The 15874-nt window shown below is 67.3% G+C and carries 9 protein-coding genes; 7 read left to right on the top strand and 2 right to left on the bottom strand.

Annotation, left to right across the window (positions count from 1 at the left end):
- Positions 1–27: 27 nt before the first annotated feature.
- Positions 28–855 (bottom strand): kinase, encoded by an 828-nt coding sequence (locus tag AC06E9_RS02420; RefSeq protein WP_152151978.1) that lies wholly within the window; start codon positions 853–855, stop codon positions 28–30.
- A 41-nt stretch (positions 856–896) separates the two neighbouring features.
- On the opposite strand from AC06E9_RS02420, the gene pdxH reads away from it, so the two are divergent.
- Entirely contained in the window at positions 897–1496 is a 600-nt protein-coding gene (pdxH, locus tag AC06E9_RS02415) for a pyridoxamine 5'-phosphate oxidase (protein ID WP_121038902.1), read from the top strand.
- Between the two features lies 1 nt (position 1497).
- On the opposite strand, the gene prpR is transcribed toward pdxH, so the two are convergent.
- Complete coding sequence (prpR, locus tag AC06E9_RS02410; RefSeq protein ID WP_478055579.1) at positions 1498–3108, bottom strand: propionate catabolism operon regulatory protein PrpR; 1611 nt, start codon at positions 3106–3108, stop codon at positions 1498–1500.
- Positions 3109–3271: 163 nt separating this feature from the next.
- Between prpR and prpB the strand changes: the two genes are divergently transcribed.
- The 6 genes from prpB to AC06E9_RS02380 all read left to right on the top strand — a co-directional run bounded on the left by prpB (position 3272) and on the right by AC06E9_RS02380 (position 15871).
- Positions 3272–4162 (top strand): methylisocitrate lyase, encoded by an 891-nt coding sequence (gene prpB / locus AC06E9_RS02405; protein ID WP_123730476.1) that lies wholly within the window; start codon positions 3272–3274, stop codon positions 4160–4162.
- 27 nt (positions 4163–4189) lie between these two features.
- A complete protein-coding gene (gene prpC, locus AC06E9_RS02400; RefSeq protein WP_088432970.1) occupies positions 4190–5347 on the top strand; it encodes a bifunctional 2-methylcitrate synthase/citrate synthase in 1158 nt (385 codons plus the stop codon).
- Positions 5348–5486: 139 nt separating this feature from the next.
- Entirely contained in the window at positions 5487–8102 is a 2616-nt protein-coding gene (gene acnD / locus AC06E9_RS02395) for a Fe/S-dependent 2-methylisocitrate dehydratase AcnD (protein ID WP_478055414.1), read from the top strand.
- 56 nt (positions 8103–8158) lie between these two features.
- Positions 8159–9343 (top strand): 2-methylaconitate cis-trans isomerase PrpF, encoded by a 1185-nt coding sequence (prpF, locus tag AC06E9_RS02390; RefSeq protein ID WP_478055413.1) that lies wholly within the window; start codon positions 8159–8161, stop codon positions 9341–9343.
- 20 nt (positions 9344–9363) lie between these two features.
- Complete coding sequence (locus tag AC06E9_RS02385) at positions 9364–10821, top strand: bifunctional 2-methylcitrate dehydratase/aconitate hydratase (protein ID WP_478049430.1); 1458 nt, start codon at positions 9364–9366, stop codon at positions 10819–10821.
- 130 nt (positions 10822–10951) lie between these two features.
- Positions 10952–15871 carry an alpha-2-macroglobulin family protein gene (locus AC06E9_RS02380; RefSeq protein WP_478055412.1) on the top strand — a complete coding sequence of 1640 codons (4920 nt, stop codon included), beginning with the start codon at positions 10952–10954 and terminating at the stop codon, positions 15869–15871.
- Positions 15872–15874 lie beyond the last annotated feature (3 nt).

Below are 15874 nucleotides of genomic sequence, written 5' to 3'. Positions count from 1 at the left end.
TCCCCGCGCACCTTCTGGTGGCCGTGGTCAGCGCGTCGGAATGATCCGGCGCTGCTCGTCCAGCGCAATGACGGTGTCTGCCAACGCGGGCAAGGTACGCAGTGCCTGCCGGCTGACCCGTTCGTAATATTGGACGAAGCGCTCCAGCTGGGCGCGGCTCATGCTGCTTCGGTCGGGCTGGGCCGCCTGCAGGTTCTGCTCCTGCTGCCAGCGCCAGCGCGGGATCACCGAGAAATCCGGCGGCTGCAGGAACCACAGCCGGTCGCAGCGCTGCCAGAGCGCGGGGTAGTCGGTGGCGAGGGCGTGATTGCACCAGCGCCGCCAGCGGCCGTCCGCGTCGGCCTCGCGCTCGAGTGCGTTGAGCGGTGGGTCTAGATCGGTCTCGTCCTGCGCCGGGGTCCCGAGGAACCAGCCTTCGAACACCAGCAGGTCAAGCGGGCCGTCGATGCGCGGCCAGTCCGTTTCGGCTTGGCGCTCATCGGCTAGTTTGTCGAAGCGGGGCAGTGCGACCGGGCCGCCGGCCGCAACGGCATCCAGCGTGGCATGGGCCAAGGCCAGGTCGTGGGTGCCCGGCGGACCGCGGGTAAGCAGCAGCGGATGCACCTGCCGTGCCAGACGTTGGCGTTGGGCACGGGTGAGGTACACATCGTCGATGGAGAGCATGGCCGCGCGCAGGCCGCGCGATGCCGCCAATGCGACCACCTGGGCCGCCAGCGTCGATTTGCCGCTCCCCTGCAGGCCGCTGATCGCCAATACTGGAACCGCCGCGCCGCAGCCCAGCGCGTCGTCCAGCGCCTGCGCGACCAGTGCATCCGGAAAACCTTTCGTCGGGGGCATGTACGCAGGTGCAGGCATGCAGCGACAATAAACCCAAACCGCGTGACAAGAAAACCGCCATGACCGATCTGTATGCCGAAGCGCTATCCACCTTTGCCGGGCTGTTCGAGGAAGCCAAGGCCAGCCGCGAAGTTGAACCCAATGCGATGACCGTCGCCACGGCCGACCAGAACGGCCAGCCCTCCGCGCGGACGGTGTTGTTGAAGGCGTTCGATGAGCGCGGCTTCGTGTTCTACACCCACCTGGACAGTCACAAGGGCCGTGAGCTGCAGGCCAATCCGCAGGCGGCGCTGCTGTTGCTGTGGCGCAGTCTGCGCGAGGCCGGCATCCAGGTGCGTATCGAAGGCCGCGTGGAGCAGGTCAGCGATGCCGAGGCCGATGCGTATTTCGCCTCGCGGCCGCGCATGAGCCAGATCGGTGCGTGGGCGTCGCTGCAGTCCAGGACGCTGACCTCGCGCGAGGAATTCGATGCGCGCGTGGCCGCCACCGAAGCCAGCTTCGACGGCCGCGACGTGCCTCGCCCGGAAGGGTGGAGCGGGCTGCGCGTGGTGCCGCAGCGGATCGAGTTCTGGTACGGCGCGCAGTTCCGCCTGCATGAGCGTTGGTGCTATGAGATCGGCGCGGACGGGCAGTGGAGCAAGCGGATGCTGTTCCCCTGATCTAGGCAGGCGTTGCCTCGCGCAGCCAACGCCACAGCGTCGTCCGCGAGACCCCCAACTGCGCGCAGGCCTGCTCGCGGTTGCCGCCGCAGTCGGCCAGCAACTGCTGCAGCGCGGCCGCATCCGGTCGCGCCGGCGAGGCAGCGGTGAGCGCTGCCGGGCCGCCGGGGCCTGGCAGCCCCCCTGGGCGCTGCACCGCATGCAGCTCCGGCAACCACTGCAGCATCTGCGGCAGCGACAACGTGCCCGGCTGCTGCTGCCAGTGGATGCGCAGGCGGTCGACCATGTTGCGCAGTTCGCGCACATTGCCCGGCCATGCGTAGTCGCGCAGTCGCGCCATCGCCTCGGCGGACAAGGGTGCGTCCATGCCGGCGAGCTGCCGGAAGAAGTGGCTCACCAGCACGGGGACATCCTCGCGCCGTTCGTCCAGCGTGGGCAGCGCGATGCGCAGCGCGGCCAGACGGTAGTACAGATCGCGGCGGAAGCGTTGTGTGTCCACCAGCGATTCCAGCGTCTGCAGCGTGGCAGCGACCACGCGTACGTCCACCGGCGTCGGCTCGGTGGCGCCCACGCGCAGCACTTCGCGCTCTTCCAGGACTCGCAGCAGCCGGGTCTGGAGCGGCAGCGGCAGTTCGCCGATTTCATCGAGGAACAGGGTGCCGCCCTCGGCCGCTTCCACCAGACCGACACGGCCGCCACGACGTGCGCCGGTGAACGCGCCTTCGGTGTAACCGAACAGCTCGGCTTCCAGCAGTGACTCGCTGATCGCCCCGCAGTTCAGCGCGACGAAACGACCCCGGCGGCCACTGGCGCTATGCAGTTGCCGCGCCACCAGCTCCTTGCCGGTGCCGGTCGCGCCGGTCACCAGCACGGTGCTGTCGTACGGGGCGTACAGCGCAATGTGCTCGCGCACCTGCTGCATCGGCGTGCTGTCGCCGAGCAGGGCGTGGTCCGCCTCCCGGCGCTTGGCAGGTGCCCGCCGCCGCAGTGACGATGCCCCGGAACGGGCCAGGGTCTGGGTCAGCTCCAAGGCATGTTCGAACGCTTGCCGCACCGAGTCCGCCGAGTACAGCAGCACCCCGGGCAGGCCGACCTGCTCGGCATGGTCGATCGCCATGCCGGTGCCGACGATCACCTCGATCCCGTTGGCACGCAGATCGGCGATGCAGTCGCGCGCATCCTCACGGGTCACGAAGCGGCGGTGCTCGATGTCCAGCCCGAAGCTGTGCTGGAAGCTGCCGAAGGTCGGCACATCGGTGGCATGGGTGACCAGACCGATCCGCGGGGCGATCCGGCGTGCCCGTGCCAGCGCTTCCATCAGGTCGAAGCCGTTGGCCTGGATAGGCACCAGCGGTACCTCCAGCCGGCTGCGCAGGTAGGCGGCATTGGAGCCGCCGGCGATGACCACGTCGCAGTGTTCGCGCCGCAGGCGTTGGCCGATCACATCCACCGCCTCCTCGAAGCCGAGATTGATCGGCACGATGCGGGCGCGGCGGTCGAATTCCGGGATCACATCGCCGAGCAGGCCGGTCAGACGTGACACGCTGACCGTCCAGATCACGGGCAGTGGGCCGGCATCCGGATCGGACAGGCGGGAGCGGGGCAGGCTGATGGACATGGGTGTGTTTCGATGTTTCAGTTCCATCCATGTTACAGATGTTTCAATGGTTCAAGGTGAAACACTGTGGTCATCGCGCTGCCTCAATGAAATCAGACACTTGCCACCTGGCACGGCCCTTGCGCTTATCGACAGGTCAACCACGATGGAATGCCGCATGAGCACCCCTGTTTCCTCCGCTGGCGCCCGTTTCCGCGCCGCACTGGCCGCCGAATCGCCGTTGCAGGTGATCGGCGCGATCAACGCCAACCACGCGCTGCTGGCCAAGCGCGCCGGCTACCGGGCGATCTACCTCTCCGGCGGCGGCGTCGCGGCCGGCTCGCTGGGCCTGCCGGACCTGGGCATCAACACGCTGGAAGACGTGCTGATCGATGTGCGCCGCATCACCGATGTGTGCGACCTGCCGCTGATGGTGGATATCGACACCGGGTTCGGCCCGAGCGCGTTCAATATCGCGCGTACGGTCAAGTCGCTGATCAAGGCCGGCGCGGCCGCCTGCCACATCGAGGATCAGGTCGGCGCCAAGCGCTGCGGTCATCGTCCGGGCAAGGAGATCGTGTCTCAGGGTGAGATGGTGGACCGGGTCAAGGCCGCCGCCGATGCCAAGACCGATCCGGACTTCTTCCTGATCGCGCGCACCGATGCCATCCAGGTCGATGGCGTGGATGCGGCGATCGAACGGGCCATCGCCTGCGTCGAGGCCGGTGCCGATGGCATCTTCGCCGAGGCCGCCTACGATCTGGAGACCTACCGCCGCTTTGTCGATGCGGTGAAGGTGCCGGTGCTGGCCAACATCACCGAGTTCGGCGCCACCCCGCTGTTCAGCCGCGATGAACTGGCCTCGGCCGGCGTCGCCATCCAGCTGTTCCCGCTGTCGGCGTTCCGCGCGGCCAACAAGGCGGCAGAGAACGTGTATGAGACCATCCGCCGCGAGGGCCACCAGCGTAATGTGGTGGAGGCGATGCAGACGCGCGAAGAGCTGTACGACCGTATCGGTTACCACGCCTTCGAGCAGCAGCTCGATGCGTTGTTCGCCGCCAAGAAGTAAGACCGCACACTGTTTTCTGGAGGGATCATGAGCGACACCACTACCGCCCCCGGCTTCAAGCCGAAGAAATCCGTCGCCCTGTCGGGCACCGCTGCCGGCAACACCGCGCTGTGCACCGTCGGCCGCAGCGGCAACGACCTGCACTACCGCGGGTATGACATCGCCGATCTGGCCAACACCAGCGAGTTCGAGGAAATCGCGCATCTGCTGGTCCACGGCAAGCTGCCGACCCGCGCCGAGCTGGTGGCCTACAAGACCAAGCTGAAGTCGCTGCGTGGCATCCCGGCCGCGGTCAAGGCCGCGCTGGAAGAACTGCCGCCGTCGGCGCACCCGATGGACGTGATGCGCACCGGCGTATCCGTGCTCGGCTGCGTGTCGCCGGAGAAGGACGACCACAATCATCCGGGCGCGCGCGACATCGCCGACAAGCTGATGGCCTGCCTGGGCTCGATGCTGCTGTACTGGTATCACTGGAGCCACAACGGCCGCGCGATCGACGTGGAGACCGACGACGACTCCATCGGTGGCCACTTCCTGCACCTGCTGCACGGTGAGAAGCCGCAGGATTCGTGGGTCAAGGCGATGCACACCTCGCTGATCCTGTACGCCGAGCACGAGTTCAACGCCTCGACCTTCGCCTGCCGCGTCATCGCCGGTACCGGCAGCGACATGTACAGCGCGATCACCGGCGGCATCGGCGCCCTGCGCGGTCCCAAGCACGGCGGCGCCAATGAAGTGGCCTTCGAAGTGCAGAAGCGCTACGACAGTCCGGACGATGCCGAGGCCGACATCAAGGCCCGCGTGGAGCGCAAGGAAGTCGTGATCGGTTTCGGCCACCCGGTGTACACCGTCAGCGATCCGCGCAACAGCATCATCAAGGACGTGGCGCGCGACCTGTCCGCCGAGCAGCAGAACGTCAAGATGTACGACATCGCCGAGCGTCTGGAGTCGGTGATGTGGGACATCAAGAAGATGTTCCCGAACCTGGATTGGTTCAGCGCGGTCAGCTACCACATGATGGGCGTGCCGACGGCGATGTTCACCCCGTTGTTCGTGATCGCCCGCACCTCCGGTTGGAGCGCGCACATCATCGAGCAGCGCATCGATGGCAAGATCATCCGCCCGAGCGCGAACTACACCGGCCCGGAAGACCAGGCCTTCGTGCCGATCGACCAGCGCAAGTAAGACAGACGTACCGCACCCGTTCGCGGGTGCATTGCGGAGCAGGCCGGCGCGATGCCGGTCTGCTCCGTTGCGGCGTCGCTACTCCTTCTTCGCCGGTGTCACGACGCCCCGGCCCGCCAACAAGCAGCTATCGCCAGCCATGAATACTCAGTACCGCAAGAATCTCCCCGGCACCGCGCTGGACTATTTCGATACCCGTGCCGCGATCGACGCGCTCCAGCCCGGTGCCTATGCCACGCTGCCGTATACCTCGCGCGTGCTGGCCGAAAACCTGGTGCGCCGCTGCGATCCGGCCACGCTGGAGCCCTCGCTGCGCCAGCTGATCGAGCGCCGCCAGGACCTGGATTTCCCGTGGTTCCCGGCCCGCGTGGTGTGCCATGACATTCTCGGCCAGACCGCCCTGGTCGATCTGGCTGGCCTGCGTGATGCCATCGCCGATGCCGGCGGTGACCCGGCCCAGATCAATCCAGTGGTGCCGACCCAGCTGATCGTGGATCACTCGCTGGCGGTGGAATTCCCGGGCTTTGACAAGGCCGCGTTCGAGAAGAACCGCGCCGTCGAGGACCGCCGCAATGAAGACCGGTTCCATTTCATCAACTGGACCAAGAAGGCCTTCAAGAACGTCGACGTGATTCCGCCGGGCAACGGGATCATGCACCAGATCAACCTGGAGAAGATGTCGCCGGTCGTGCAGGTGCGCGATGGGGTGGCCTTCCCGGATACCTGCGTGGGGACCGACAGCCATACCCCGCATGTGGACGCGCTGGGCGTGATCGCGATCGGCGTGGGTGGCCTGGAAGCGGAGAGCGTGATGCTCGGCCGCGCCTCCTGGATGCGCCTGCCCGACATCATCGGCGTGGAGCTGACCGGCCGCCCGCAGCCCGGCATCACCTGCACGGACGTGGTGCTGGCGCTGACCGAGTTCCTGCGCAAGGAGCGCGTGGTCGGCGCGTGGATCGAGTTCTACGGGGAGGGTGCCAATGCGCTGACCATCGGTGACCGCGCCACCATTTCCAACATGACGCCGGAGTTTGGCGCCACCGCGGCGATGTTCTACATCGACCAGCAGACCCTGGACTACCTGCGCCTGACCGGCCGCGAGGATGCGCAGGTCGCGCTGGTGGAAACCTACGCCAAGGCCACCGGCCTGTGGGCCGACGATCTGGTCACCGCGCAGTACGAGCGCGTGCTGCAGTTCGACCTGTCCACCGTGGTGCGCAACATGGCCGGCCCGTCCAACCCGCACAAGCGCGTGGCGACCACCGATCTGGCGGCGCGCGGCATCGCCGATGAAGGCAAGCTGGCCTCGGGCAAGCTCGAACAGGCCGATGGCCTGATGCCCGATGGCGCGGTGATCATCGCCGCGATCACCAGCTGCACCAACACCAGCAACCCGCGCAATGTGATCTCCGCGGCATTGCTGGCGCGCAACGCCAACCGCGCCGGCCTGACCCGCAAGCCGTGGGTGAAGAGCTCGCTGGCGCCCGGTTCCAAGGCGGTGCAGCTGTATCTGGAAGAAGCCGGGCTGCTGACCGAACTGGAGCAGATGGGCTTTGGCATCGTGGCGTTTGCCTGCACCACCTGTAACGGGATGAGCGGCGCGCTGGACCCGAAGATCCAGCAGGAAGTGATCGATCGCGATCTGTATGCCACCGCCGTGCTCTCGGGCAACCGCAACTTCGACGGCCGCATCCACCCGTACGCCAAGCAGGCCTTCCTGGCCTCGCCGCCGCTGGTGGTGGCCTATGCGATCGCCGGCACGGTGCGCTTCGATATCGAAAAGGATGCGCTCGGCCATGACGCCGACGGCAACCCGATCACGCTGAAGGATCTGTGGCCGAGCGATGCCGAGATCGACGCGGTGGTCAAGGCGTGCGTCAAGCCGGAACAGTTCCGCAAGGTCTACGACCCGATGTTCACCTTCAAGGTGGAGCACGGCGCCCCGATCAGCCCGCTGTACGATTGGCGCCCGCAGAGCACCTACATCCGCCGCCCGCCGTACTGGGAAGGCGCGCTGGCCGGTGCCCGCAGCCTGACCGGCATGCGCCCGCTGGCCGTGCTCGGCGACAACATCACCACCGATCACCTGTCGCCGTCGAATGCGATCATGGCCAGCAGCGCGGCCGGTGAGTACCTGGCCAAGATGGGCCTGCCCGAGGAAGACTTCAATTCCTACGCGACCCATCGTGGCGACCACCTCACCGCGCAGCGCGCGACGTTTGCCAACCCGAAGCTGATCAATGAAATGGCCGTGGTCGATGGCCAGGTCACGCAGGGCTCGCTGGCGCGCGTGGAGCCGGAAGGCCAGGTCACCCGCATGTGGGAAGCGATCGAAACCTACATGGGCCGCAAGCAGCCGCTGATCATCATCGCCGGTGCCGACTACGGCCAGGGCAGCTCGCGTGACTGGGCCGCCAAGGGCGTGCGCCTGGCCGGCGTGGAAGCCATTGCCGCCGAAGGCTTCGAGCGCATCCATCGCACCAATCTGATCGGCATGGGCGTGCTGCCACTGGAGTTCAAGGAAGGTGTCAACCGCAAGACCCTGGGCATCGATGGCACCGAAACCTTCGACGTGCTCGGCGAGCGTGTGCCGCGTGCCGAGCTGACCCTGGTCATCCATCGCCGCAATGGTGAACAGCTGCGGGTGCCGGTCACCTGCCGGCTGGATACCGCCGAAGAGGTCTCGATCTACGAGGCCGGTGGCGTGCTGCAGCGGTTCGCCCAGGACTTCCTGGAATCGGCGCAGGTCGCCTGATCCCACCCGCATCACGACGGCCCGGCAACGGGCCGTCGTTCCATCAGGACTTCGATATGGCGTTTCTTCCCCAGCTCCGCATTCCGGCCACCTACCTGCGTGGTGGTACCAGCAAGGGGGTGTTCTTCAAGCTGACCGATCTGCCTGCCGCCGCGCAGGTGCCTGGCCCGGCGCGCGATGCGCTGCTGATGCGCGTGATCGGCTCGCCTGATCCGTATGCCAAGCACACCGATGGCATGGGCGGCGCGACCTCCAGCACCAGCAAGTGCGTGATCATCTCCGCGCCGTCGGTGCCGGACCACGACGTGGATTATCTGTACGGCCAGGTGGCGATCGAGACGGCGTTCGTCGACTGGAGCGGCAACTGCGGCAACCTCAGCACCGCGGTCGGACCGTTCGCGATCAGCAACGGATTGATGGATCCGGCGCGGATTCCGCACAACGGCCTGTGCACCGTGCGGATCTGGCAGGCCAACATCGGCAAGACCATCCTGGCGCACGTGCCGATCGTGGAGGGCCAGGTGCAGGAGGACGGCGATTTTGAACTGGATGGCGTGACCTTCCCGGCCGCGGAGATCCAGCTGGAGTTCCTGGATCCCTCCGATGATGGCGAGGGCGGGGCGATGTTCCCGACCGGCAACCTGGTCGACACGCTCGACGTGCCCGGCGTGGGCAGCTTCCAGGTCACGATGATCACCGCCGGCATTCCGACCATCTTCCTCAATGCCGCGGATCTGGGTTACACCGGCACCGAACTGCAGCCGGCGATCAATGAGGACAAGGCGGCCCTGGCGCGTTTCGAAGCGATCCGCGCGCATGGCGCGGTGCGCATGGGGCTGATCGAGACCATTGAACAGGCCGCGACCCGCCAGCACACGCCCAAGGTCGCCTTCGTCGCCCCCGCGCAGGACTATGTGTCCTCCAGTGGCAGGCAGATCGTCGCCGGCGAGATCGATCTGCATGCGCGCGCGCTGTCCATGGGCAAGCTGCACCACGCGATGATGGGCACCGCCGCGGTCGCCATCGGTACCGCGGCGGCGATCCCGGGCACGCTGGTGAACCTGGCCGCCGGGGGGGGCGAGCGTGAATCGGTGAGCTTCGGCCATCCCTCCGGCACGTTGCGGGTGGGCGCGCAGGCGGCGCTCGTTGACGGTCAGTGGACGGTCACCAAGGCCATCATGAGCCGCAGTGCCCGCGTATTGATGGACGGTGCGGTACGGGTGCCTGCCACCACTGTGTAAGTCCCAACAGGAGAATCGCAATGTCCGGTCATGACAGCCACAGCAACCAGCGCCCCGCATGGGACACGGTCCTGACCGACATCGTCGATTACGTCCGCGATTACCAGGTCAGCTCGCCGCTGGCGTACACCACCGCGCGGCACTGCCTGATCGATACGCTGGGCTGCGGGTTGGCGGCGCTTTCGTTCCCGGCCTGCAGCAAGCTGCTCGGGCCGCTGGTGCCCGGCATGCAGGTGATCAACGGCGCGCGGGTGCCCGGCACCCGGTTCGAGCTTGATCCGGTGCAGGGCGCGTTCAACATCGGCGCGATGATCCGCTGGCTGGATTTCAACGACACCTGGCTGGCGGCGGAGTGGGGGCATCCGTCCGATAACCTCGGTGGCATCCTCGCCACCGCCGATTGGCTCAGCCGCAATGCCGAGGCGCTGCGGCGGGCACCGCTGACCATGCGCGATGTGCTGGAGGCGATGGTCAAGGCGCATGAAATCCAGGGCTGCCTGGCGCTGGAGAATGCGTTCAACCGGGTTGGATTGGACCACGTGGTGCTGGTCAAGGTCGCCTCCACCGCGGTGGTGTCGCACATGCTCGGGCTGGACCGCGAGCGCATGCTCAACGCGCTTTCGCTGGCCTGGGTGGACGGCCAGTCACTGCGTACTTACCGGCACGCACCCAACACCGGCTCGCGCAAGAGCTGGGCAGCGGGCGATGCCACCAGCCGTGCGGTGCGCCTGTCGCTGATGGCCGCGGCCGGCGAGATGGGTTACCCCAGCGCGCTGACCGCGCCGACCTGGGGCTTCTACGATGTCTCCTTCGGCGGGCAGCCGTTCCGCTTCCAGCGGCCGTACGGCAGCTACGTGATGGAGAACGTGCTGTTCAAGATCAGCTATCCGGCCGAGTTCCATGGCCAGACCGCGGTCGAAGCGGCGATGCAGGTGCATGCGCAGATGCGCGCCAGCGGCAGACGCAGCGAAGACATCGCGCAGATCACCCTGCGCACCCAGCAGGCCTGCCTGCGCATCATCGACAAACCCGGTCCGCTGCATAACCCGGCCGACCGTGACCACTGCGTGCAGTACATGGTGGCGATCGGCCTGATCTTCGGCCGGCTGGTTGCCGAGGACTACGAGGATGACGTGGCGGCCGATCCGCGCATCGATCCGCTGCGGGCGAAGATCACCTGCGTGGAAGCGCCGCAGTTCACGGCCGACTACCTGGACCCGGACAAGCGCAGCATCGCCAACGCACTGCACGTGACCTTCGCCGATGGCAGCACGATGGAGGCCGTGGTGGAGTACCCGCTGGGCCACGCCCGGCGCCGGGCCGAGGGCATCCCGCTGCTGGAGGACAAGTTCCGCCGTCACCTGGCCGGGGTGTTCCCGACCGTGCAGCAGCGCCGGATCCTCGAGGCCTCGCTGGACCCGGTCGCGCTGGAAGCGATGCCGGTGCATGAGTACGTGGACCTCTACGTCGCCGGGTAGAGCCGACCGTTGGTCGGCTGTCCTTGGCGGTGGCCCTGCCGGCCACCCATGACGCCCGGATCGCCCGGGGTCGCCCGCGAACGAGCGGGGACGGCCCGTATACTGGCCGCCTTGTTCAAGGAGTGACGTCATGGCTAGCCGCAGTCGGTTCGGGCAGTGGAGCTGGAAGGGAATCGCGGGCCTGGCGCTGGTCGCCGGCCTGGCCATCGGCGTCGGGGGCTGCAAGCGCAACGACAGCGGCCAGCTGCCCGCCCCATCCGGCGCACCGATCGCGGCCAAGGCCGAGGCCGTCACCGAGTTCACCCTGGTCCGGGCCTACCCGGATCAGAAGAGCGATGGCCTGTCGCTGGCGCTGGAGTTCTCGCGCCCGCTGGTCGGCACCCAGGATTTCGACGCGCTGGTCCGCTTTGCCGAGAAGGTCGGCACCGAGGACAGCAGCTGGTCGCTGTCCGATGACGGCAAGACCCTGCGCTATCCGTTCGTGGAGGCGGCCAAGGAATATTCGCTGATCGTCTCGCCCGACCTGCTCGCCGCCGATGGCAGCCGGATCGGCAAGGAGCTGCGCCAGAAGGTCTTCACCGGCGAGCTCAAGCCGGTGGCCGGGTTCGCCTCCCAGGGCAGCGTGCTGCCGGCCAAGGACAGCCGTGGCCTGCCGGTGGTGTCGGTCAACGTGCCGGAGGTGGACGTGGAGTTCCTGCGCGTGCGCGAGAAGGAACTGCCTGCCTTCTTCAGCCAGTACCAGCGCGGTGGCCGCCGCGGCAGCTGGGAGCTGGAGAGCGAGTACGGCGACAAGACGCCGATGTCGCAGCTGGCCGAGCCGGTGTACGTCAACCGCTTCGTGATCGGCGGCAAGCAGAACGAGCGCGTGCTCACCTACCTGCCCACGCAGGACATCAAGGAGCTGCAGCAGCCCGGTCTGTATTTCGCGGTGATGAAACGCAGCGGCTCGTTCGAAGGCGAGTACGACACTGCCTTCTTCACCGTCAGCGACATCGGCCTGCATACGCGTGCCTACAAGGACACGCTGTTCGTGCACACCGCCTCGCTGCAGAGCGGGGCGTCGCTGAAGAAGATCGAGCTGCGCATCCTGGATGGCAAGGGTGAGGTGGTGCTCAAGGGGGCGACCGACGGCAACGGCAATGCGCTGCTCAATTACACCCTCGATGCCAGCCATGTGCTGATCGCCAGCAGTGGCGGCGATACCTCGATGCTGCCGTTCAACCAGCCCGCGCTGGACCTGAGCGAGTTCGCCGTGGCCGGCCGCGACAACGCCTGGTTCGACGTGTTCACCTGGTCGGGTCGCGACCTGTACCGCCCCGGCGAGACCGTGCGCATCTCGGCCCTGCTGCGCGACAACGACGGCAAGCCGGTGAAGCCACAGCCCGTCTTCCTGCGCCTGAAGCAGCCGGACGGCAAGACCTTCCGCGAGACCCGCCTGACCCCCGGCGAGCAGGGCTACTTCAGCTTCGAGCAACTGATCCCGGCCGAGGCCCCGACCGGGCGCTGGCAGGTGGAGTTCCGCACCAACCCGGCCAGCAAAGAAGCGATCCAGGGCATGACCCTGCGCATCGAGGAGTTCCTGCCCGAGCGCATGAAGCTGGACCTGGACAGCGCGCAGAAGACGCTCAAGCCGGGCGAGCCGCTCAAGCTGCAGGCCGATGCGGCGTATCTGTACGGTGCGCCGGCGGACGGCAACCGCTTCACCGCGCGATTGGCCGTAGCGGCTGAGCAGTCGCCGGTCGAGTCGCTGCCGGGCTACTTCTTCGGCGACCCGACCACCGCGCTGCCGCGCGAGGCGCGCGACGTCATCGATACCGAGTTCCCGGCCGACGGCAAACTTCGCCAGGACGTGGAGCTGCCGGCCGAGGTCAAGCCAACCGCACCGATCGCCGTGGTGCTCTCCGGCAGCGTGTATGAAACCGGTGGCCGCACCGTGACCCGCACGCTGAAGCGGGTGATGTGGCCGGCCGCGGCGCTGGTCGGTGTGCGCCCGCTGTTCGATCCCAAGGACGGCGCGGATGCCAACAGCAACGCGCGCTTCGAACTGATGCGCGTGGACGCGGCGGGCAAGCCGCAGCCGGCCAAGGGCCTGAAGGTCACGCTGGTGCGCGAGCTGCGCGATTACCACTGGACCTTCAACGACAACCGCTGGGATTACGACTTCACCCGCCGCTTCGAGAACAAGGACACCCGCACCGTCGATGCCGGCAGTGCGGCGGTCGGCGTTGATTTCCCGGTGGAGTGGGGCGAGTACCGGCTGGACGTGTTCGATCCGGCCACCGGGCTGACCAGCCGCTATCCCTTCAATGCTGGCTGGAGCTGGAACGACGACAACCGCGGCCTGGATGCGCGCCCGGACAAGGTCAAGCTGGCATTGGACAAGACCGGCTACAAGGCCGGCGACACGGTGCGCGTCACCGTGACCCCGCCGCATGCCGGCAAGGGTGTGCTGATGGTCGAGAGCGACAAGATGCTCTACGTCCAGGATATCGACGCCAAGCCGGGCAGCACCTACGACATTCCGGTCACCGCCGAATGGGAACGTCACGACGTCTACATCACCGCGCTGGTGTTCCGTGGCGGCAGTGCCCCGAGCAAGATCACCCCGGCCCGTGCGGTCGGCGTGGTGCATGTGCCGATGGACCGCAAGGCGCGGCAGATCGCCGTCGGCCTGGTGGCCCCCAAGCAGATGCGCCCGGAGCAGACGCTGCCGGTCACCGTGAGTGCCCCGCAGCTGGCCGGCAAGGTCGCGCATGTGACCGTCTCGGCCGTGGATGTGGGCATCCTCAACATCACCCGCTTCCCGGTGCCCGATGCCGCCGCGCACTTCTTCGCGCAGCGTCGCCTGGGTGTGGATGCGTATGACATCTACAGCCGCGTGATCGAGAGCTTCGACGGCAGCAGCGGCAAGCTGAAGTTCGGTGGCGACATGGCGCTGGCGGCGATGCCGCAGGCCAAGCGCCCGACCGCGCGGGTGCAGACGGTGGACCTGTTCTCCGGCCCGGTGAAGCTCGATGCCAAGGGCATCGCGCGGATCGCGCTGAAGGTGCCGGATTTCAACGGCACGCTGCGCGTGTCGGCATTGGTCTATGCCGACGACCAGTACGGCAAGCGCGACGTGGAAACCGTGGTGCGCGCGCCGATCCTGGCCGAAGCCAGCATGCCGCGCGTGATGGCGCCCGGGGATACCAGTACAGTCACCCTGGACGTGCAGAACTTCACCGGCACGCCGGGCGAGTTCAAGGTGCAGGTGGATGGCATCGGCCCGCTGACCCTGGGCGAATCCAGCCGCACGCTCAAGCTCAACGCCGATGCGAAGAGCACGCTGAGCTTCCCGCTGACCGCGCGCGAGGGCTATACCGTGGCCAAGGTGCGCGTGCGCGTGGATGGCAACGGCTTCAAGGTTGATCGCCGCTATGACCTGCCGGTGCGCGCGGCGTGGCCGCAGGTGCTGCGCGCGCAGACCCGCACGCTGGATCCGCTGGCCGCCGTCACGATGGAAGCCGGCCTGGCCGATGGCCTGATGAACGACTCGGTGACCGCACGCATGCTGGTCAGCGCGCTGCCGCCGATTCCGTTCGCCAGTGCCTTGAACGGTGCACTCAACTATCCGTATGGCTGCGCCGAGCAGACCACCAGCAAGGGCTACGCCGCGCTGATGCTGGATGAGGCGACCTCGGCCATGCTCGGTGCGGACGGGCTGGATGCCAAGACCCGCCGCGAGCGCATGGAAGGTGCCTTCGGCCGCCTGGCCTCGATGCAGGTGGCCAACGGCAACTTCTCGATGTGGGGCGACGACGGCTACATCAATCCGTGGCTGACGCCGTACATCGCCGAGTTCCTGCTCGACGCCAAGGACGCCGGCTTCGCGGTACCGGACAACGTGCTGCAGAAGGCGCTGAACCGTCTGAGCGAAGATCTGCTCTCCGGCGGCAACCAGTTCTATGGCGAGGACCGCCGCGAGAACCTGAAGTTCGCCAACCAGGCCTATTCGGGCTACGTGCTGGCGCGCGTCAACCGCGCGCCACTGGGTACCCTGCGTGCGCTGTACGACAACGAGCGCAGCAAGTCGCTGACCGGCCTGTCGCTGGTGCACCTGGGCATCGCACTGTCCCTGCAGGGCGATCACAAGCGCGGCGATGCGGCCATTGCCGCCGGCTTCGCCAAGACAGGCAGTGACCGGCCGGCGTACTTCGGCGATTACGGCAGCGCGGTGCGCGACGACGCGCTGATGATCGCGCTGCTGCACGAGCGCAAGTTGTCCAAGCCCGCCTACGATGCACGCGCGGTCGATCTCGGCCGCGCGCTGGATGCCCGCCGCAACAGTGGCTGGATGTGGCTGAGCACCCAGGAGCAGGTGGCGCTGGCCCGCATGGGCAAGGCGTTGTCGGCCAACCAGAAGAAACTGGTCTCCGGCGAACTGGTGGTGGGTGGCGAGAGCGAGAGCATCCCGGCACGGCGCATGTTCGGCCGCAGCTTCGACTACGCCGCGCTGGCCAAGGGTGTGCGCTTCACCCCGCAGGGGGAGCCGCCGATGTTCGCCAGCCTGGAAGTGGCCGGCATTCCGCGCAACCCGCCGGAACCGGACAGCCGAACGCTCGGCGTGGAGCGCAGCTGGTACACCACTGATGGCAAGCCGTGGACGCCGCGTCCGCTGAAGGAAGGCGAGGCCCTGATCGTGCGGGTCAGCGTCACCCCGAACGTGGACATGCCCGATGCGCTGCTGACCGATCTGCTGCCGGCCGGGCTGGAGATCGAGAACTTCAACCTCGGCGATGCCAAGCAGTGGGCCGATGTGGTGGTCGACGGGTTGAGCGTCAACGATCGTGGCGATGCGGCCAACATCAAGCACGAGGAGTTCCGCGACGACCGCTACGTGGCCGCGCTGAAACTCTCGCGTGGCAGCACTGCCAAGGTGTTCTATCTGGTGCGTGCGGTCACGCCGGGTACGTATCGCGTGCCGCCGCCGCTGGTGGAGGACATGTACCGTCCCGACCTGCGCGGGGTGGGGCGCAGCCTCCCGGCGTCGCTGACCGTGGTGCAGCCCTGATCG

It is taken from the genome of Stenotrophomonas sp. Steno-Z10-BAI (genome assembly GCF_056393115.1).
This window is presented reverse-complemented; position numbering and strand designations above follow the sequence as displayed.

Coding starts and splice junctions, on each gene's coding strand:
- AC06E9_RS02420 (WP_152151978.1), bottom strand. CDS start 855: ATGCCTGCACCTGCGTACATGCCCCCGACGAAAGGTTTTCCGGATGCA.
- pdxH (WP_121038902.1), top strand. CDS start 897: ATGACCGATCTGTATGCCGAAGCGCTATCCACCTTTGCCGGGCTGTTC.
- prpB (WP_123730476.1), top strand. CDS start 3,272: ATGAGCACCCCTGTTTCCTCCGCTGGCGCCCGTTTCCGCGCCGCACTG.
- prpC (WP_088432970.1), top strand. CDS start 4,190: ATGAGCGACACCACTACCGCCCCCGGCTTCAAGCCGAAGAAATCCGTC.
- acnD (WP_478055414.1), top strand. CDS start 5,487: ATGAATACTCAGTACCGCAAGAATCTCCCCGGCACCGCGCTGGACTAT.
- prpF (WP_478055413.1), top strand. CDS start 8,159: ATGGCGTTTCTTCCCCAGCTCCGCATTCCGGCCACCTACCTGCGTGGT.
- AC06E9_RS02385 (WP_478049430.1), top strand. CDS start 9,364: ATGTCCGGTCATGACAGCCACAGCAACCAGCGCCCCGCATGGGACACG.
- AC06E9_RS02380 (WP_478055412.1), top strand. CDS start 10,952: ATGGCTAGCCGCAGTCGGTTCGGGCAGTGGAGCTGGAAGGGAATCGCG.